General features: G+C 73.7%; 18 protein-coding genes. 8 read left to right on the forward strand and 10 right to left on the reverse strand.

Annotation, left to right across the window (positions count from 1 at the left end):
• The first annotated feature begins 241 nt into the window (after positions 1-241).
• The 5 genes from JAV76_RS10475 (at position 242) to JAV76_RS10495 (ending at position 4366) form a co-directional block, all read left to right on the forward strand.
• A complete protein-coding gene (locus JAV76_RS10475; protein ID WP_198734004.1) occupies positions 242-742 on the forward strand; it encodes a Fur family transcriptional regulator in 501 nt (166 codons plus the stop codon).
• Positions 739-2235 carry a catalase gene (locus JAV76_RS10480; RefSeq protein WP_198734005.1) on the forward strand — a complete coding sequence of 499 codons (1497 nt, stop codon included), beginning with the start codon at positions 739-741 and terminating at the stop codon, positions 2233-2235. The genes JAV76_RS10475 and JAV76_RS10480 overlap by 4 nt, the downstream gene beginning before the upstream one ends.
• Positions 2236-2325: 90 nt before the next feature.
• On the forward strand, positions 2326-2700 hold the full coding sequence (locus JAV76_RS10485) for a DUF1844 domain-containing protein (RefSeq protein WP_198734006.1): 375 nt from the start codon (positions 2326-2328) through the stop codon (positions 2698-2700).
• A gap of 182 nt (positions 2701-2882) precedes the next feature.
• Positions 2883-3611: a hypothetical protein gene (locus tag JAV76_RS10490; protein ID WP_198734007.1), complete on the forward strand. Its 729-nt coding sequence runs from the start codon at positions 2883-2885 to the stop codon at positions 3609-3611.
• Entirely contained in the window at positions 3608-4366 is a 759-nt protein-coding gene (locus JAV76_RS10495) for a S1C family serine protease (RefSeq protein WP_198734008.1), read from the forward strand. The genes JAV76_RS10490 and JAV76_RS10495 overlap by 4 nt, the downstream gene beginning before the upstream one ends.
• 57 nt (positions 4367-4423) lie before the next feature.
• Here JAV76_RS10495 and JAV76_RS10500 read toward each other — a convergent pair whose 3' ends face one another.
• From JAV76_RS10500 to JAV76_RS10525, 6 genes are all read right to left on the reverse strand, one after another.
• Positions 4424-5158: an SseB family protein gene (locus JAV76_RS10500; protein WP_198734009.1), complete on the reverse strand. Its 735-nt coding sequence runs from the start codon at positions 5156-5158 to the stop codon at positions 4424-4426.
• Positions 5155-5886, reverse strand: coding sequence for a bifunctional 1-(5-phosphoribosyl)-5-((5-phosphoribosylamino)methylideneamino)imidazole-4-carboxamide isomerase/phosphoribosylanthranilate isomerase PriA (gene priA, locus JAV76_RS10505; RefSeq protein WP_198734010.1), 732 nt, complete (start codon positions 5884-5886; stop codon positions 5155-5157). Before priA ends, JAV76_RS10500 begins: the two co-directional genes overlap by 4 nt.
• A 77-nt stretch (positions 5887-5963) precedes the next feature.
• Positions 5964-6611, reverse strand: coding sequence for an imidazole glycerol phosphate synthase subunit HisH (hisH, locus tag JAV76_RS10510; RefSeq protein WP_198734011.1), 648 nt, complete (start codon positions 6609-6611; stop codon positions 5964-5966).
• Position 6612: 1 nt separating this feature from the next.
• Positions 6613-7095 (reverse strand): hypothetical protein, encoded by a 483-nt coding sequence (locus JAV76_RS10515; RefSeq protein WP_198734012.1) that lies wholly within the window; start codon positions 7093-7095, stop codon positions 6613-6615.
• Entirely contained in the window at positions 7092-7706 is a 615-nt protein-coding gene (gene hisB, locus JAV76_RS10520) for an imidazoleglycerol-phosphate dehydratase HisB (protein WP_198734013.1), read from the reverse strand. The genes JAV76_RS10515 and hisB overlap by 4 nt, the downstream gene beginning before the upstream one ends.
• Positions 7703-8854, reverse strand: coding sequence for a histidinol-phosphate transaminase (locus JAV76_RS10525; protein ID WP_198734014.1), 1152 nt, complete (start codon positions 8852-8854; stop codon positions 7703-7705). The genes hisB and JAV76_RS10525 overlap by 4 nt, the downstream gene beginning before the upstream one ends.
• Positions 8855-8986: 132 nt before the next feature.
• On the opposite strand from JAV76_RS10525, the gene JAV76_RS10530 reads away from it, so the two are divergent.
• Positions 8987-11638, forward strand: coding sequence for a RecQ family ATP-dependent DNA helicase (locus JAV76_RS10530; RefSeq protein ID WP_230402164.1), 2652 nt, complete (start codon positions 8987-8989; stop codon positions 11636-11638).
• A 26-nt stretch (positions 11639-11664) separates the two neighbouring features.
• Here JAV76_RS10530 and JAV76_RS10535 read toward each other — a convergent pair whose 3' ends face one another.
• Together JAV76_RS10535 and JAV76_RS10540 are read right to left on the reverse strand one after the other, a co-directional pair.
• Positions 11665-13458: a gamma-glutamyltransferase family protein gene (locus JAV76_RS10535; RefSeq protein WP_198734015.1), complete on the reverse strand. Its 1794-nt coding sequence runs from the start codon at positions 13456-13458 to the stop codon at positions 11665-11667.
• Positions 13459-13519: 61 nt separating this feature from the next.
• Entirely contained in the window at positions 13520-14833 is a 1314-nt protein-coding gene (locus tag JAV76_RS10540) for an MFS transporter (protein WP_198734016.1), read from the reverse strand.
• Positions 14834-14888: 55 nt separating this feature from the next.
• On the opposite strand from JAV76_RS10540, the gene JAV76_RS10545 reads away from it, so the two are divergent.
• Positions 14889-15863 (forward strand): ArsR/SmtB family transcription factor, encoded by a 975-nt coding sequence (locus JAV76_RS10545; RefSeq protein ID WP_198734017.1) that lies wholly within the window; start codon positions 14889-14891, stop codon positions 15861-15863.
• 4 nt (positions 15864-15867) lie between these two features.
• On the opposite strand, the gene hisD is transcribed toward JAV76_RS10545, so the two are convergent.
• Positions 15868-17193, reverse strand: a complete 1326-nt coding sequence (hisD, locus tag JAV76_RS10550; RefSeq protein ID WP_198734018.1) for a histidinol dehydrogenase — start codon at positions 17191-17193, stop codon at positions 15868-15870.
• A 53-nt stretch (positions 17194-17246) separates the two neighbouring features.
• Between hisD and JAV76_RS10555 the strand changes: the two genes are divergently transcribed.
• On the forward strand, positions 17247-17465 hold the full coding sequence (locus JAV76_RS10555) for an RNA-binding S4 domain-containing protein (protein WP_198734019.1): 219 nt from the start codon (positions 17247-17249) through the stop codon (positions 17463-17465).
• Positions 17466-17475: 10 nt separating this feature from the next.
• On the opposite strand, the gene JAV76_RS10560 is transcribed toward JAV76_RS10555, so the two are convergent.
• Positions 17476-17883 carry a PPOX class F420-dependent oxidoreductase gene (locus JAV76_RS10560; protein ID WP_198734020.1) on the reverse strand — a complete coding sequence of 136 codons (408 nt, stop codon included), beginning with the start codon at positions 17881-17883 and terminating at the stop codon, positions 17476-17478.

Raw genomic sequence — 17883 nt, forward strand, 5'->3', positions numbered from 1 at the left:
TGCTGCCGTCCGAGGACGGGCGGTCGAGACTCGGGTGGGAAGAGCTCCACTTGTGCACCGTCGTTCCGTCACGACCCGGGGTGCCGGGCATGCGAGAGCGACGATCGGTCGAGGACAGACTAGCACGGGCCCGTCCGCAATCACACGCCCCGCCTCTCGGGTCCGGCGCCACCAGCCAGCACCCGCACCCTGGATCGAATCACTCCTTGGAACGATTCCAAATATGTGCTTCACTGCTGCCATGCCCACCCCGTCGACCGACACCGTGCTCCGTGAGCACGGCCTGCGCGTCACCGCCATCCGGCTGGCGGTGCTCGGCGCCGTCGAGCGCACCCCGCACGCCGACGCGGACGCGATCCGCACGCTCGTGAGGGAGACGCTCGGGACAGCCTCGGTGCAGGCCGTCTACGACGGTCTCGCCGCGCTCACCGGCGCAGGCCTCCTGCGGCGCATCGAACCAGCAGGACACCCGGCGCGCTACGAGCGGAGGGTCGGCGACAACCACCACCACGTGGTGTGCCGGGACTGCGGCGCCCTCGACGACGTCGACTGCCCCGTCGGGCACGCACCCTGCCTCGCCCCACCGTCGGACCACGGATTCACCATCGACGAGGCCGAGGTGACCTTCTGGGGGCTGTGCCCCCGATGCCGGAGCACCCGGACGCCGTCCGGCACCACGACCACCAGCACCAGCACCAGCACCAGCACCAGCACCACGTCACACCGAGGAGAACACCCATGACAGAACGCCCCGCGACCACCACCCAGACGGGAACCCCCGTCGCCAGCGACGCGCACTCGCTGACGACCGGGCAGGACGGCGTCACCGCGCTCCACGACCGCTACCTCGTCGAGAAGCTCGCGCAGTTCAACCGCGAGCGCGTCCCCGAGCGCGTCGTCCACGCCAAGGGTGGCGGGGCGTTCGGCACGTTCGAGGTCACCGAGGACGTCTCGCGCTACACGCGAGCAGCGGTCTTCCAGCCCGGCGCCACGACCGAGACCCTGCAGCGCTTCTCGAGCGTCGCGGGCGAGATGGGCAGCCCCGACACGTGGCGGGACGTCCGCGGGTTCTCCGTGAAGTTCTACACGTCCGAGGGCAACTACGACATCGTCGGGAACAACACCCCGGTGTTCTTCATCCGCGACGGCATCAAGTTCCCGGACTTCATCCACTCCCAGAAGCGCCTTCCCGGCTCCGGCCTGCGCGACGCCGACATGCAGTGGGACTTCTGGACCCTCTCCCCCGAGTCGGCCCACCAGGTCACCTACCTCATGGGTGACCGCGGCCTCCCCACGTCCTGGCGCGAGATGCCCGGGTACGGGTCGCACACGTACCAGTGGATCAACGCCGAGGGCGAGCGCTTCTGGGTCAAGTACCACTTCAAGTCCCTCCGGGGGAACAGCGAGATGACCGGGTCCGCGGCGGAGGCCATCGCCGGGGCCGACGCCGACCACTACCGTCGCGACCTGTACGAGGCCATCGCCGAGGGCGACTTCCCCGCGTGGGACCTCTACGTCCAGGTCATGCCCTACGAGGACGCGAAGACCTACCGCTTCAACCCGTTCGACCTCACCAAGGTCTGGCCGCACGCCGACTACCCGCTCATCAAGGTCGGCACGCACACCCTCAACCGGAACCCCGAGAACTTCTTCGCCGAGATCGAGCAGGCGGCCTTCTCCCCCGCGAACCTCGTCCCCGGCATCGACGCGAGCCCGGACAAGATGCTCATGGCCCGCATCTTCTCCTACCCGGACGCCCAGCGGTACCGCGTGGGGACCAACTACAACCAGCTCCCCGTCAACGCCCCCAAGGCAGCCGTCCACAACTACTCCCAGGACGGCTCGCAGCGCCACCACTTCAACCCGTCGACGGCTCCCGTCTACGCACCCAACTCCTTCGGCGGGCCCGCCGCGGACCCCGCCCTCGCGGGCGAGGGCGGCTGGGAGACGGACGGCGAGCTCGTGCGGGCCGCCGCGACGCTCCGCTCCGACGACTCCGACTTCGGCCAGGCCGGCACGCTCTACCGGGACGTGTACGACGACGCCGCGAAGGCACGGTTCCTCGAGACCGTCACCGGCGCCGTCGGTGGCGTGACCTCGCTCGAGATCCGCGAGCGCGCGATCTGGTACTGGACCCAGGTCGACGCCGACCTCGGCGCGAGGCTCCGGGCCAACCTCGAGGCGCCCGGCGAGAGCGCCGACGCCGCGGCGGAGTACGTCGGCGTCGCCGACTGACCGACCCTTCCACCGAGCCCTCGGCGACCCTCCGCACCTCCCCGGTGCGGAGGGTCGCCGTGGGTGCTCCGACTTTGTGACAATAGGCGCATGACCGTTGACCCGAGCACCGACGCCACCCCCACCGATCCCTCGGCCTCCCAGGCCGTCCGGGACATCGCCGACGTCGCGGCGGTCGAGGTCATCACGACCGCCGCCGTGCACCTCATGAGCGCCGCGGCCGTCAAGTGCGGGCTCGCCGACGAGCCCGGGGCGGCGGACCACCTCGATCTCGACGAGGCACGCAAGCTCATCACCGCCCTCGCCGCGCTCGTCACCACCGCGGCACCCGACATCGGCAACCAGCACGCGCGGTCCCTCCGCGACGGGCTGCGCTCGCTGCAGCTCGCCTTCCGCGAGGCCTCCCTCTACCCGGACGCTCCCGGTGAGGGACCGGGCGAGAAGTTCACCGGGGCCGTCAGTTGACCGAGGCCCCCCGCCAGCCCCGGTCCTGGGTGCCGGAGGACGGGCCGGCGCGCACCGACGGGCCGCCTCCGTCGATCCCTCCCTCGGCTCCTCCGCCCCCGGCGCGGCACGCCCCGCCGGAGGGCGTCCGGACGGCCGGGCACGAGGCCGCGGGCCGGGTCGCCGACCCGTATCCGGCCGCGGTGCGTCCGACCTTCGACGTCCCGCTGTCCACCCCGGCGATCCCCCAGTTCACCGACACCGTGTCCGCGCCGACCGGCACGACGACCTCCGGGCCGGACCACGGCGCCCAGCACACGGCATCGCCCAGGGGCGTACCGTCCCCCGGCGTCGGGCGTCGGGCACGACGGTCCCGCGGCGAGGGCACCGCCATCGGTGCACTCGGGTCGGGCGGCACCGGCCGCCGGTCCGGTGGGCTGCCGGTCGTGGTCCTGGGTCTCCTCCTCGTCCTCGCGCTCGGGGCCGGGGCATACCTCGCCGTCCTGTCGAACAAGTGGAAGGAGCGCAGCGACGAGTGGGAGGCCGAGTCCCGCACGCTCGGGGGCGACGTCGCGGAGCTCACCGCCGACCTCGCAGGGATGACGAGCGAGCTCGCGACCGTCCGGGACCAGCTCGCGACCGCGCAGACCCGGATCACCGAGCTCGCCGACGAGAAGGCGCAGGTCGGGGACGACCGCGAGAACCAGCGGATCATCGCGGACGACGTGCAGGAGGTCGCACAGACCGCGCTCGACGTCGCGCAGTCCCTCGGTGACTGCTCGACCGCCCAGGGCACGGTCATCAACCACCTCGCGACACCCGAGACCACCACACCCGAGGAGACGCAGTCCGCCATCGACCAGGCGAACACCGTGTGCACGTCCGCGGTCGACGCGTACAACTCGCTCCGCGACGACCTGGCGGCACGATGACACCGGCCGACGCGCGGCGCGGCCCACGCGCACCCCGAGGGGTCCTGCTCGTCCTCGCAGCAGGGTTCCTCGTCGGCGGGTGCGGCGTCGTCCCCGACGCACCCGGTCCCATGCCCGACTCCGTGGTGCCCTCCGAGCCTGCAGGCGCCGTGGCGGGGCCCGACGGGCACCTCTCCCCCGACGGCTTCGACGCCGCCCAGCGGATGGCGGTCCGCATCCGCAACGTCAGCTGCGCGGACGTGGTCCGTGGGACCGGGTTCGCGATCGACGAGAGGACACTCATCACGAACAAGCACGTCGTCGACGGGACCACGGAGATCCAGCTGAGCACCTACGACGGCCGCGACGTGAGCGTCACGAACTCCGGGGCGTCGTCGCTCGCGGACCTCGCCGTGGTGCGCACCGCCGAGGACCTCGACGCCTTCCCCGAGCTGGCCCCGACCGACCCGGCACCCGGAGACCCCGTCACCGTGGTGGGTTACCCCAACGGTGGACGGCTCACGGTGACGGACGGCACGGTCCTCGAGTACGGCTCGGACCCGCTCAACGCGAACCTCGGCCAGGTCCTCCTCACGGACGCACCCGTGGAACCCGGGAGCTCGGGATCAGCGGCCCTCGACTCGGAGGGTCGCGTCATCGGCGTGGTCTACGCGAAGAGCTCGACGGGGCACAGCTACCTGGTCCCCGTGAGCACCCTGCGTGACCTCCTCGCCGACGACGCGGGATTCGTCCCGCAGGAGGTGCCCGCCTGCTGACCCCAGCGTATCGACCGATCTCGATCTTTCGATGCGACGGGTCAGGAAGCGCAGAGGTCAGGAGGCGCGACCGATGCGGAGCTCGAGCCCGTCGACCCGTTCGCTCACCACGTCGCTGCCCGCCAGCGCGGCGTTCACCTCCGCCAGGACCACGTCGAGCCGGGCCCGGGTGAGACCGGGATCGATGGCGAGCACGACGGCGACCTCGGCCGTGCGTCCGGGTTCCGCCCGGACCTTCGCCACGGAGGGCACCGGCGAGACCGCGGAGACGATCGCCTCCTCGACAGCAGGGTCGACGACGCCGCCCGACACCGCCGGGACCCAGGTGCGGCCCTGCGCGACGGACCACACGGCCGGTCTCGGGACGAGCGCGGTCGCCGGACCCGCCGGGTCCACGACGAGGAGGGCCCAGCCCTCGCTCACCGCCGACAGCGCGGCCCGCACCGCGTCGGTCGGGACCGGCCGGGCATCGGGCCGCCACGCCGTCATCGCTGCGACGCTCGTGAAGACCGGGAGGGCGCGACGCCCGTCCGGGGCCTCCAGCGCCACGACACCGGCCGAGGCCTCCTTGTCGACCGTGAGACCGTGCTCCCCCTCCCCGGCGCTCTCCAGCTGGGCGAGGACCGGCACGAGGACCCGCACCTCTGCGAGGCGGGCCACGACGTCCACCAGCGACCCGTGGCCTGCCGCGTGATCGGCGAGGAGCCGCGCGAGCTCCTCGTCGGCCGAGCCGTCGTCCCCCGCGAACGGGGACGCCCCGGGGAGCTCCCTGCCGGTCGGCTCCGACGTCACGCGCGGCCGGCGACGTCGAGCGCCTGCGGGAGCGTGAAGGCCCCCGCGTAGAGGGCCTTGCCCACGATGGTCCCCTCGACCCCGGAGGGCACCAGCTCACGGAGCGCCGCGAGGTCGTCGAGGCTCGAGATGCCCCCGGAGGCGACGACGGGGGCGTCGGTGCGCGCGCAGACGTCCCTCAGGAGATCGACGTTGGGGCCGCGCAGCGTGCCGTCCTTGGTGACGTCGGTCACGACGTAGCGGGAGCAGCCCGCGTCCTCGAGGCGTGCGAGGACCTCCCAGAGGTCACCGCCCTCCTCCGTCCAGCCGCGGGCGGCGAGGGTCGTGCCGCGCACGTCGAGCCCCACAGCCACGGCGTCGCCGTGCTCGGCGATGACCTCGGCCGTCCACGCCGGGTTCTCCAGCGCGGCGGTCCCGAGGTTCACACGAGCGCACCCGGTGGCGAGCGCGCGCGCCAGGGACTCGTCGTCGCGGATCCCGCCCGAGAGCTCGACCTTGACGTCGAGGCGACCGACGACCTCCGCGAGCAGATCGGCGTTCGAGCCGCGCCCGAAGGCCGCGTCGAGGTCGACGAGGTGGATCCACTCGGCCCCACCGCTCTGCCAGTCGAGGGCGGCCGCGAGCGGGTCGCCGTAGGACGTCTCGGAGCCCGCCTCGCCCTGGACGAGGCGCACGGCCTGACCGTCCGCGACGTCGACGGCGGGCAGGAGGATGAGACGGTCGGACATGGATGGATCCTCTCGGAGGTGCGGGGCGAGCACGACGGCTCAGGGAAGCTGTGGGCGACGGGCCCGTGGACGGACCGTCAGAGCGTCGCCAACCAGTTGCGCAGCAGCTGTGCGCCGGCGTCACCCGACTTCTCCGGGTGGAACTGCGTCGCGGACAGCGGGCCGTTCTCGACGGCGGCCACGAAGCGGCCCCCGTGGTCGGACCAGGTGACCAACGGCGCGGCGAACCGCCCCGTCGGGTCCTCGGCCGTCCCGAGCCGGAAGCTGCGGGCCGCGTAGGAGTGGACGAAGTAGAAGCGCTCGTCCTCGAGCCCGGCGAACAGCGTCGAGCCCTCGGGGACGTCGACGGTGTCCCATCCCATGTGGGGCACCACCGGGGCCTCGAGGCGGTCGACCAGGCCGGGCCACTGGCCCAGGCCGTCGGCGCGCACGCCGTGCTCGTCGCCCTCGTCGAACATGACCTGCATGCCGACGCAGATGCCGAGCACGGGGCGACCGCCGGCGAGGCGACGCTCGACGATCTGGTCCCCCCGCACGGACCGCAGCCCGTCCATGACGGCCGCGAAGGCTCCGACGCCCGGGACGACGAGGCCGTCGGCCTCCGCGGCGGCGCGCGCGTCGGCGGTGAGCTCCACGCGGGCACCGGCGCGCTCGAGCGACCGCACCGCCGACCGGACGTTGCCGAAACCGTAGTCGAGGACGACGACGGACGGGTGGGTGGTCATGTCAGCTCCCGGGAGGTGTGGTTCGTGGTGCGCGGGCGGAGCGTGGCGGACGCGCCGCCCGGGCCGTCGCCGCGAGCCGGCGTGCCGCCTTCCAGCGCGACATGCCGACGCTCGAGACGACGCCCTCGACGTCGCCGACCTGGCGGGCGCCCAGGAGGATGTCCTCGAGCTCGTGGGGCGCGCCGTCGAGCACGAGCGCCGGCGCGAGCGACCCAGTCCGCTCCCCCGCCTGCCACTGGGACGCGGACACCTGACCGTCCTGCGCCTCGAAGAGGATGAGCGGGACGCTGCGCACGAGGGCGGAGACGGCCTTGGCGAGCTCCTGGGGGGCGTCGCCGGAGGCGTCACGGCACACCGCGTAGGAGCCGACGGGTGAGGTGACGGCGTCCACCGCGATGCGGCTCATGGCGCACGCGGCGGCGAGCGCGTCGGCCGTGGCGATCTGGGTGAGGACGACCGCGACCTTCGGTGCCTGCGCGGTCACAGGGCGCCCTTGGTGGACGGGATGCCCTCGACCCGGGCGTCGGGCTCCACGGCGGCCCGCAGCGCGCGTGCGAGCGCCTTGAACTGCGCCTCGACGATGTGGTGCGGGTCCCGTCCGGCGAGCACCCGCATGTGGATGCAGATCCCCGCGTGGTGGGCGATCGACTCGAGGACGTGCCGGGTGAGCGACCCGGTGAAGTGGCCGCCGATGAGGTGGTACTCCTGACCGGCGGGCTCGCCGGTGTGCACGAGGTAGGGCCGTCCCGAGACGTCGACGACGGCCTGGGCGAGCGCCTCGTCGAGGGGCACGAGTGCGTCGCCGAACCGGGCGATGCCCGCCTTGTCCCCGAGCGCCACCCGCAGGGCCTCGCCCAGCGCGATCGCGACGTCCTCGACGGTGTGGTGGGCGTCGATGTGGGTGTCGCCTGTGGCCTTCACGGTGAGGTCGACGAGCGAGTGCTTGCCGAGGGCCGTGAGCATGTGGTCGTAGAACGGCACGGTCGTGGACACGTCGGTCCGTCCCGAGCCGTCGAGGTCGATCTCGACGAGCACGCTCGACTCGCTCGTCGTGCGCTCGATGCGGCCCGTCCTGGTCGTCCGGTCTGCGCTCACAGCCCTGCCACCTCCACAAGTGCGTCCTTGAACGCTGTCATGTCCTGCGGGGTACCGATGGATACCCGCAACCACCCGTCGGGGCCGGTCTCCCGGACGAGGACCCCTCGGTCGAGAAGACCCTGCCACACGGCGTGGCGGTCGTCGAACGTGCCGAAGAGCACGAAGTTCGCGTCGGTGTCGGCGACGTCGAGCGGGACGCCGTCCCGCGTGCGAGCACGGAGCCACGCGACGGTCGCGTCGCGCTCGGTCCGCAGCGCGTCGACCTGCGCGAGGAGCGCCGTCGAGTGCCGCAGGGCGGCTCGGGCGACCGCCTGGGTGACGGCGGACAGGTGGTACGGGAGACGGACGACGCGCAGCACGTCCACGAGGTCCCTGGACGCCGCGAGGTACCCGACGCGGGCGCCGGCGAGCGCGAACGCCTTGGACATGGTGCGGCTCACCGCGAGGTTCGGGTACTCCTCGAGGAGCTCGAGCGCGGACGGCACGCCGATGCGCCGGAACTCGCCGTACGCCTCGTCGACGACGACGACGGCGGGCGCCCCGTCGACGTCCACCTCGAGCGCCGCGTCGCAGACGGCCCGAACCGTGGCGAGCGGGAGCGTCGTGCCGGTCGGGTTGTTCGGGCTGGTGAGGAGGATCACGGACGGCTGGTGGGTCGCCACCGCGGCACGCGCCGCGTCGACGTCCACCGTGAAGTCCTCCGCCCGGCGTCCGGCGACCCACTCGGTAAGGGTGTCACGGGCGTACTCGGGGTACATCGAGTAGGTGGGCGCGAAGGACAGGACGCGACGCCCGGGGCCACCGAAGGCCTGCAGGAGGTGCAGCATCACCTCGTTGGAGCCGTTCGCGGCCCAGACCTGCTCCGGCGCGACCCGCACGCCCGACTCGGACGCGAGGTAGTCGGCGAGGTCCGCCCGCAGGCCGAGGAACTCGCGGTCCGGGTAGCGGTTGAGCGTCCCGGCCGCGGCGGCGACGTCGGCGGCGATGCTCGCGACGACGTCCGCGTCGGGCGGGTACGGGTTCTCGTTGACGTTGAGCAGGTGCGGGACGTCGAGCTGGGGGGCACCGTAGGGCTCGGTCCCGACGATGCCGGGACGCACGGGCAGGCGGAGGGAGCGCCCGGGGGCGCTGGCGGGTGACGTCACGGGACCAGTCTAGGGAGCCTGTCGAGGCGGATCGTGCGCCGTCCACCTGGCGACAGGGCCCGGCGCGCCGACTCCGTCCACAGGACCTGCGCCGGTGCGTGGTCCTGCGGTCCGGGTCTCTAGGCTGGGCACATGACCACACCCGGCGAGCCCGACCCCACCGTGCCCGACGCCGCACCCGCCACGGACGGTACGCCCGCCCCCCGGGAACGGCCCAAGGGGCCCAAGCGGTGGGGCGTCGAGCCCGACTGGTCGAAGCTCCCGAGCACGCCGCGCCGGCGTGTCGTGGCGGACGTCCCGGAGTGGGGTGCGTCGTCCTTCGACGCCCGTCAGATGGTGAGCCCCCCCGAGCCGGACCCCGCACCGGCTCCTGCACCTTCGCCCGCGCCTGCGGCTCGACCGGACGCCCCTGTGCCGGCTCCAGCTCCTGCGCCCGCTCCCCGGCCGGAGCGTCCGGCCAGGCCCGTCAGCGCACCCGAGGACCCGTACGCCGACGTGCCGTTCTTCGACGAGCCGGTCGACTTCGACGGCGACGGGATGGTCGGACCGCCGGAGCAGGACCACGACCCCCGAACGGAGACCGCCCCGGGTCCCGGGGTCGGAGCGAGCGCGCCACCCCTGCCGCGCGGCACGGCGCGCCCCGTCGTGGGCGACGAGGAGGACCTGCGCGAGGAGGCCGAGGCCGCGCTGCGGCGCCTCGTCGGGCGGGACGACGCACGGCTGCGGGACGACCAGTGGCGGGCGATCGACGCGCTGGTGAGCGAGCATCGGCGGGCCCTCGTCGTGCAGCGCACGGGATGGGGCAAGTCGGCCGTGTACTTCGTGTCGACGGCGCTCCTGCGGGCCCGGGGTGCCGGGCCGACGATCATCGTGTCGCCCCTCCTCGCGCTCATGCGCGACCAGATCGCCGCCGCCGGACGGGCGGGCATCCGGGCCGCGACGATCAACTCCGCGAACGTCACCGAGTGGGACGAGATCCACGCCCGCATCTCGGCCGGGGAGGTCGACGTGCTGCTCTGCTCGCCGGAACGCCTCAACAACCCGGGTTTCAGGGACGAGGTGCTGCCGCGCCTTGCGGCCGACGCCGGTCTCGTGGTGGTCGACGAGGCGCACTGCGTCTCCGACTGGGGCCACGACTTCCGGCCCGACTACCGCCGCATCCGCACGCTCCTCGCCGAGCTGCCCGTCGGGATCCCGGTCCTGGCGACGACCGCGACGGCCAACGCCCGCGTCACCGCGGACGTCGCCGAGCAGCTCGAGACGACCGGGCACGAGGACGCCCGCAGCGACGTGCTCGTGCTCCGTGGCGGCCTCGACCGCGAGTCGCTGCACCTCGGGGTCCTGCGCCTCGGAGACCAACCGACGCGCGTCGCGTGGCTGCTCGAGTTCCTCGCCGCCACGGACGGCTCCGGCATCGTGTACTGCCTCACGGTCTCCGTCGCGGAGCAGGTCGCCGCACAGCTCAGGGAGGCCGGTGTCGCGGTGGCCGCGTACACCGGCCGGACGGACCCCACGGAGCGGGAGTCCCTCGAGGCGGACCTCAAGGAGAACCGCGTCAAGGCGCTCGTCGCGACGTCCGCCCTGGGCATGGGCTTCGACAAGCCCGACCTCGCCTTCGTGGTCCACATGGGCGCCCCGAGCTCGCCGATCGCCTACTACCAGCAGGTGGGCCGTGCAGGGCGCGGGGTCGACGAGGCCGTCGTCGTGCTGCTCCCCGGTGAGGAGGACGCCCGGATCTGGGAGTACTTCGGGTCCCTCGCGTTCCCGGAGGAACGGCAGGTGCGGGCGACGCTCGACGCCCTCGAACGCGGCGGCACCCAGTCCGCCCAGCTCCTGGAGACGCAGGTGGACCTCACGCGCTCGCGGCTGGAGATGATGCTCAAGGTCCTCGACGTCGACGGTGCCGTGAAGCGCGTCAAGGGTGGCTGGGAGTCCACCGGCGCGGGGTGGACGTACGACGCCGAGCGGTACGCCCGAGTGGAGCAGGCGCGCCTCGCGGAGCAGCGGACGATGGTCGATTACGTCTCCACGGACGGGTGCCGCATGGCCTTCCTCCGTGCGACGCTCGACGACCCCGAGCTCGAGGCGGGGACCCGGTGCGGGCGGTGCGACAACTGCGGCGGTGTGACCCTGCCGTCGGCCCCCACACGAGAGCACGTCGCCCAGGCACGGAAGGCCATGGACGTCCCCGGCGTGGTCGTCGAGCCCCGGAGGATGTGGCCCTCGGGGATGCCGGGACTGGGCGTGGAGCTCAAGGGGAAGATCCCGCCCGCCGAGCAGGCCCGCCCCGGGAGGGCGGTCGCCCGGCTCGACGGGCTCGGCTGGTCGCAACCCCTGCGCGAGCTCTTCGCGCCCGGCACCCCTGACGGGGAGGTGCCGGTGCACCTGCGCAAGGCGGCGGTGCAGGTCCTTGACGCGTGGCCCGAGGGCACAACGGTCGACGGGGTGGTGGCGATCCGGTCCACCACGCGTCCCGAGCTCGTCTCCCACCTGGCGCAGGGCCTGGCCCGGTACCTGGGCAAGCCGTTCGTCGGCACCGTCGGGCCCTCGCCCGAGCACGAGGCGCCCGGACGCCACGACGTGAACTCCGCCATGCGGCTCGCCGGCGTCGCCCAGCGGCTCACGCTCGAGCTGTCGCCCGCCGCGCGCACAGGGCTCGCCGGTCGCTCCATCCTCCTCGTCGACGACCTCACGGCCTCCGGGTGGACCCTCGCCGTCGCGACGCGACTCCTCACGGAGCACGGGGCGACGGGAGTGCAGCCCTTCGTCCTCGCCCAGCGCTGACGGGAACCGCGGCGGTCCGGCAGTGCTCAGCGCCCGGCTGCGTACCCCTGAGCGCCGCGCGGGTTCGCCGCGGCGCTCAGCCGGCCCGTCCGCGGGTCACGGCTGACGCTCGACAGGCGCCCGAGCGACCACTCTCCCGCGAGCGTCACGTGGTGCCCGCGCCGCCGGAGCCCGTCGACCACGTCGGACCCGAGCCGGTCCTCGACGACGGCACCCCCCGGTGTCCAGGTCCGGGGCCAAAACGACGACGGGACGGAGGTGGTGTGGAGGGCCGGGGCGTCGATGGCCTGCTGGGGGCTGTAGCCGCCGACGATGGTACGCAGGAGGTAGAGGAGCTGCCACTGGTCCTGCTGGTCACCACCCGGCGACCCGAGCGCGCTCACCGGCAGCCCGTCACGGAGCACGAGCGTCGGCGTGAGCGTGGTCCGCGGGCGGCGCCCCGGGCGCAGGCTCGACGGGGCGCCCTCCGTGAGCCACGTCATCTGGAGCCTCGTGCCCAGGCAGAAACCGAGCCCGGGCACGGTCGGCGACGACTGGAGCCACCCCCCGGACGGGGTCACGGCGACCATGTTGCCCCACCGGTCGACGACGTCCACGTGGCACGTGTCGCCCCGCGTCTCGCCGTCCCGGGCGACGGTCGGCTCCCCCGCGCCTTCGACGACGCCGTGGGGTCCCTCCTCGACGAGGGGCGGAGCGAATGGCTCGTGGCCCGGCACGTCGCTCGGCCGTATCCGGTGGGAGACCTCGTCGCCGAGGAGCGCGCGTCGACGTGCGGCATGGTCCGGGGAGAGCAGCACCGCGAGGAGGTCGGGCGCCACGTCGTGCCCGTAGTAGGCCTCGCGGTCGGCGAGCGCCAGCTTCTGCACCTCGAGGACCGTGTGGGCACCGAGCTCCGTCGACGGGTCGAGGGCCTCGTCGGGGAGGCCCTCGAGGATCGCCAGCGCCTGCAGGAGGGCGGGTCCCTGCGTCCAGGGACCCGCCTTGGCGATGGTGGAGCCGCGGAAGTCGAGCGTCACGGCCGGCTCGACGGTGGCCGCGAAGGACGCGACGTCGGCGGCCGTGAGGACCCCGGCGTGGACGGTCCCGCTGGAGTGGCGGTGCGGCCGGCGCGCCGCAGCCTCGAGCTGCCGTGCCACGTGGCCGTGCTTCCACTCGGCGCGGGCGGCCTGGATGCGCGCCTCCCGGGTCCGCGCTCCGCGGCCTGCCGACACGAGCCGTCCGAGGGTGTCGGCGTACGCGTGGTTGCGGATGATCTCCCCCGGGTGCGGCGGGCGCCCGTGCGGCATCCACAGGTCCGCCGAGGTGGTCCAGTGGTCCTGGAAGAGCCGGGCGACCGTCGCCACGGTGGCCGCGACGCGCGGCAGGACCGGGTGACCGTCGCGCGCCATGGTGATCGTGTAGGCGAGGACGTCGGCGAGCTCCCACGTGCCGTGCTCGAGGAGCATGAGCAACCAGGCGTCGACCGCGCCGGGGACGGCGGCGGCGAGCGCGCCCGCACCGGGCACGAGGTCGAGGCCCTCTCCCCGCAGGTGGGCGATGCTCGCCCCGTCGGGCGCGGGGCCCTGCCCGGCGAGGACACGCGGGGTCGGGTCGGACGCCGTCGCGAAGATCCCCACGAGGTCGCCACCCGGGCCGTTGAGGTGGGGCTCGACGACGTGCAGGACGAACCCGGCGGCGACGGCCGCGTCGAACGCGTTGCCGCCGCGCTCGAGGACCGACTGGGCCGTGCCGGTCGCCGACCAATGGGTGGATGCGGACATCCCGAAGGTGCCCTGGAGGGTCGGGCGGGTGGTGAAGGCCGAGGGGGGCACGAAGGCCATCGGGTCCTCCTGTCGTGGTGCGAGCGGGCGCGGGACGGCGAGGGCGGGCGAGGCTCCCAACCTACGCGAGGTGCTCCGGACGCCGGGGGGCCCAACGCCGCTCGCCGAGCCGGAAACCGAGGCCGACGAGCAGGAACAACCCGGCGAGGACCGCCCACCCGACGGCGCCGTGGCTGATCGCCGTGACGGTCACGAGGAGCGGGGCGATCATCATCGCGACCGCGTACCCCATGGCGCTGACTCCCTGGTAGGCGCCCGCGGTGCGCTCGTCGGCGAGGTCGAAGGCCAGGGTCCACGACCCGGCCTCCCCCCAGAGCTCCGCGGCCGCGTGGACGAGACCGGCCAGGACGAGGAGCACGACGGCGAGCACGACGTCCCCGGCCGCTGCGGCGGCATAGATCCCGCACGCGACGGCGAGGACCACGCACGCCCGGGTCATCGTCCTCGCGGCACCCGGGACGGTCGTCGCACCCCGGGCGAAGCGCACCTGGAAAAGCGCCACGAGGACGGTGTTGAGGACGAGGAGGACCGAGATCATGACGGTGGGCGCCTCGGTGTGACCGGCGATCCACAGCGGGAGCCCGACGGTCTGCAGGCCGAAGTGCACCGCGAAGACGCTCGTGAGCGCGACGACGGTGAGGTACTGGGGGTCGCGGAAGGGGGACCGCCCGGCTGCCACGGCCTGCTCCGGGACCGTGGGACGTTCCTCCGGCGGCCCCGCGAGACGGCGGGAGGCGTCCGTGCGTCGGGCGAGCAGGGCGAGCGGCACGGCACCCGTGGCGGCGAGCAGTCCCACGAGGAGGACGCTCACCCGGTACGCGGTCGGGGTGTCGACGAGCAGCGCGAGCGCGGCGACGCACGTGCCGATGCCGATCCCCACGTTGACGACCACGTGCAGCCTCGCTCGCATCTCGACGCGGGACGGTCCCGTGAAGGACCGCGCGACGAGCGCGGACCGCGCCGACGCGCCCGCCTGCCGCGTCCCCGTCGCGAGGCACGCGACGACGACGAACGCCGCGACCCCGTCGACGACGGAGAACACCGCGAGGGAGATCCCCTGCGCGAGGACGCACAGCGTGAGCAGCCGCAGCGCCCCGACCTTGTCCGCGAGGAAGCCCGCGCCGAGCGACGTGGCCACGCCGACCGCACCGGCGACCGTCAGGCCGACGCCGACGGTGACCGCCGGGATGCCCATGGCCCGCGTGAACAGGAGCGCGGACACGGCGTAGAACATGCCGTTCGCCACGGTGAGGGACAGGGACGCGGCGGTGAGGGCGCGGGCGACAGGGTCGGCAGGGCGGAAGGTGGCGGAGATCTCGGTGCGGAGGCGGGAACGACCGCCGCGTACGACGCGGCTGGCCTCGGTGACGGGCATGCTCGAATCACACACCGCTCGACCCGCGCGCCCTAATGATGAAGACTCTGGCTTCATGTTGCGCTATCGCCTCTCGGACTCCGACCTCAGCGAGGTCCGCTTCGCGATCTCACCCCTCAACGAGCTCGGGCTGTCCCTGCGAGCGCTGAGCGACCCGGCCCGGTTCCCGACGCACCTCAGGTGGGTCCGACGGGTCACCGACGACCTCCCCGCGCACGCGCTCGAGATCCTCCGCGCGCTCGTCGACGAGAGGCACTGGGTGCCGGACTTCCTCAACCCGGTCCCCACCACCCCGCTCACCCGCTTCGACGACGAGCTCGACGCCGTGGCGGCCCTCCCCGGGTCGCGGGTCGATCGTGACCTCGACGCCGTGCACCGGGTCCGGCCCGCCCCGCTGCGCGGCCCTGCGGAGACCGTCCGTGACCGCGTGCTCGACGCCGTCGCCACCTACTGGGACGCCTCGTTCCGCACCACGTGGGCGCGGATGCGCGGCGTCCTGGACGCCGACATCGTGCACCGAGGTCGCACCGTCGGGAGGTCAGGACTGGTCGGCATGTTCGCCGACCTGGCCCCGGCCGTGAGCTTCGGCGGCCGGACCGTCTCCCTGGCCCTGCGGGACCCGCGGGACCGCACGATCGACACCGGCGGGGCGGGCCTCACGCTCATCCCGAGCCTCTTCACCCTGCGCGTGTCGTCACCGGTCACGGACGACGGCCCGCCGTCGGTGATCTACCCCGCCCGCGGCTCGGCGACCCTCTGGGAACCGGTGCGACCCCGTGGCAGCGGAGCACTCCGCAACCTCCTCGGGGCCACCCGCGCGGGGCTGCTCCTCGAGCTGCGCCGACCCGGCTCGTCCACGGAGCTCGCGGCACGGCACGGCGTGAGCACCAGCGCCGTGAACCAGCACCTGCGGGCCATGCACGACGCCGGGCTGCTCACCCGCGCGCGGCACGGCCGGTCCACCCTGTACCTCACGAGCGAGCTCGGGGAGAGCCTCGCTGCCGTCGCGGACGACGCGACACCGGGCTGAACGCTCAGGAGAAGCGCGCGCGCACCGCTTCACCGTGCGCCGGCAGGTCCTCGGCCTCGGCGAACGCGACGAGCCGGTCGGCGACCTCAGCGAGCGCGTCCGCGGAGTACTCGACGACCTGCACGGCCTTGACGAAGCTGTGCACGCCGAGCCCGCTCGCGAAGTGGGCGCACCCGCCGGTCGGCAGGACGTGGTTGGAGCCCGCCATGTAGTCGCCGAGCGGGACGGGCGAGTACGGCCCGACGAAGATCGCGCCGGCGTTGCTGATGCGCTCCGCGACGTCCGCGGCGTCGGCGGTCTGGATCTCCAGGTGCTCCGCACCGTAGGCGTCGACCACCTCGATGCCGTGCTCGATGCTGTCGACGACGACGATCGCGGACTGCGGCCCGCCGAGCGCCTCGGCGACGCGTGCGGCGTGCCGCGTGCCCTCGACCCGGTCCTTGAGGCGTGCCTCGACGGCTCCGGCGAGCTCGACGCTTGGCGTCACGAGCACCGAGGCGGCGGCCGGGTCGTGCTCGGCCTGGCTGATGAGGTCGGCCGCGACGTGGACCGGGTCCGCCCCCGCGTCGGCGAGCACGGCGATCTCCGTCGTGCCGGCCTCGGCGTCGATGCCGACGACGCCACGGACCAGGCGCTTGGCGGCCGCGACGTACACGTTCCCGGGTCCGGTGACGACGGCCACCGGCTCGCAGAGCACGTCACCGTCCTGCTCCTCGGTCCCCCGCGCCCCGTAGGCGAACATGGCCACGGCCTGGGCGCCGCCCACCGCGTACACCTCGTCGACGCCCAGCAGGGCGCACGCGGCGAGGATGGTGGGGTGGGGCAGCCCGCCCTGGTCGGCCTGCGGCGGTGACGCGACGGCGAGCGACCGCACGCCAGCCTCCTGCGCGGCGACCACGTTCATGATCACGGACGACGGGTAGACGGCGAGGCCTCCCGGGACGTACAGCCCCACACGGGCCACGGGGACCCACCGCTGCCGGACCTGCGCCCCGGGCGCGAGGTCGACGGTGAACGGCTGAGGGAGCTGCGCTGCGTGGACCTTCCGCACTCGGGCGATGGACTCCTCGATCGCGGCCCGGACGTCCGGGGCAAGGCCCCGCAGAGCGTCCTCGAACGCCTCGGCGGGGACGCGGAGGTGGACCGGCCGGACCCCGTCGAACCGCTCCGCGAGGTCACGCAGCTCGTCGGCGCCCCGGTGGCGGACCGCCTCGATGATCGGTGCGACGCGCTCGGCGGCGTCCTCGACGCGCAGCTGCGCACGCGGGAGCGCGTCGACGAGCTCACGGGCGGACAGGGAACGACCACGGAGGTCGAGTCGGTTGATCACCCCGCCATCCTAGTGCGGAGCACCGCACCGGCGGGGTCGGGGAGAATGGGCGCATGGACACGGTGGAGATCAGCGACGACGTCATCCGGCTGGGCCAGTTCCTCAAGCTCGCGAACCTCGCGGAGTCCGGCGCGCAGGCACGCGACCTCGTCGCCGACGGCGAGGTCAGCGTCAACGGTGAGGTGGACACGCGTCGAGGGCGTCAGCTGCACCGGGGCGACGTGGTGGAGGTCGACGCCCCGACCGGACGCCGCGGCGCCACCGTGGGATGAGCGGTGCGCGTCAGCGCTGCATGTAGGACGAGCTCATGACCCTGTCCGCCTCGACGAGGAGGATGACACGCGCCGGGTTCTCCCTCGGGACGCGGTAGCGACGGGTGTACCGGTCCACGGCGTCGGCGACGACGTCCGGGTCCTGCGACACGCGCACGGGCCCCTCGAGGGTGAGCCACCGGCCGCCGTCGACCTGGCAGACCGCTGCGCGGGGCAGGGCCCCGTCAGGGGCCGGACGGCCCGCGTTGCGCGCCTTGACCGAGGTCCCGCTCGTCATGATGCGCACGAGCCCGGTCTCGGGGTCCCAGGTGAACCCCACCGGCACGACGTGCGGCGAACCGTCCGCCCGCAGCGTCGAGAGGGTGGCGAGGTGGCGCTCGGTGACGAAGACGTGCTGCTCCGGGGTCAGGTGGATCAC

This window comes from Sanguibacter suaedae (genome assembly GCF_016342785.1).
GTDB lineage: Bacteria > Actinomycetota > Actinomycetes > Actinomycetales > Cellulomonadaceae > Sanguibacter > Sanguibacter suaedae.

Coding starts and splice junctions, on each gene's coding strand:
- JAV76_RS10535 (WP_198734015.1), bottom strand. CDS start 13,458: ATGGCCTTCGTGCCCCCCTCGGCCTTCACCACCCGCCCGACCCTCCAG.
- JAV76_RS10545 (WP_198734017.1), top strand. CDS start 14,889: ATGTTGCGCTATCGCCTCTCGGACTCCGACCTCAGCGAGGTCCGCTTC.
- JAV76_RS10480 (WP_198734005.1), top strand. CDS start 739: ATGACAGAACGCCCCGCGACCACCACCCAGACGGGAACCCCCGTCGCC.
- hisH (WP_198734011.1), bottom strand. CDS start 6,611: ATGACCACCCACCCGTCCGTCGTCGTCCTCGACTACGGTTTCGGCAAC.
- JAV76_RS10555 (WP_198734019.1), top strand. CDS start 17,247: ATGGACACGGTGGAGATCAGCGACGACGTCATCCGGCTGGGCCAGTTC.
- JAV76_RS10540 (WP_198734016.1), bottom strand. CDS start 14,833: ATGCCCGTCACCGAGGCCAGCCGCGTCGTACGCGGCGGTCGTTCCCGC.
- JAV76_RS10495 (WP_198734008.1), top strand. CDS start 3,608: ATGACACCGGCCGACGCGCGGCGCGGCCCACGCGCACCCCGAGGGGTC.
- JAV76_RS10485 (WP_198734006.1), top strand. CDS start 2,326: ATGACCGTTGACCCGAGCACCGACGCCACCCCCACCGATCCCTCGGCC.
- priA (WP_198734010.1), bottom strand. CDS start 5,886: ATGTCCGACCGTCTCATCCTCCTGCCCGCCGTCGACGTCGCGGACGGT.
- JAV76_RS10475 (WP_198734004.1), top strand. CDS start 242: ATGCCCACCCCGTCGACCGACACCGTGCTCCGTGAGCACGGCCTGCGC.
- JAV76_RS10530 (WP_230402164.1), top strand. CDS start 8,987: ATGACCACACCCGGCGAGCCCGACCCCACCGTGCCCGACGCCGCACCC.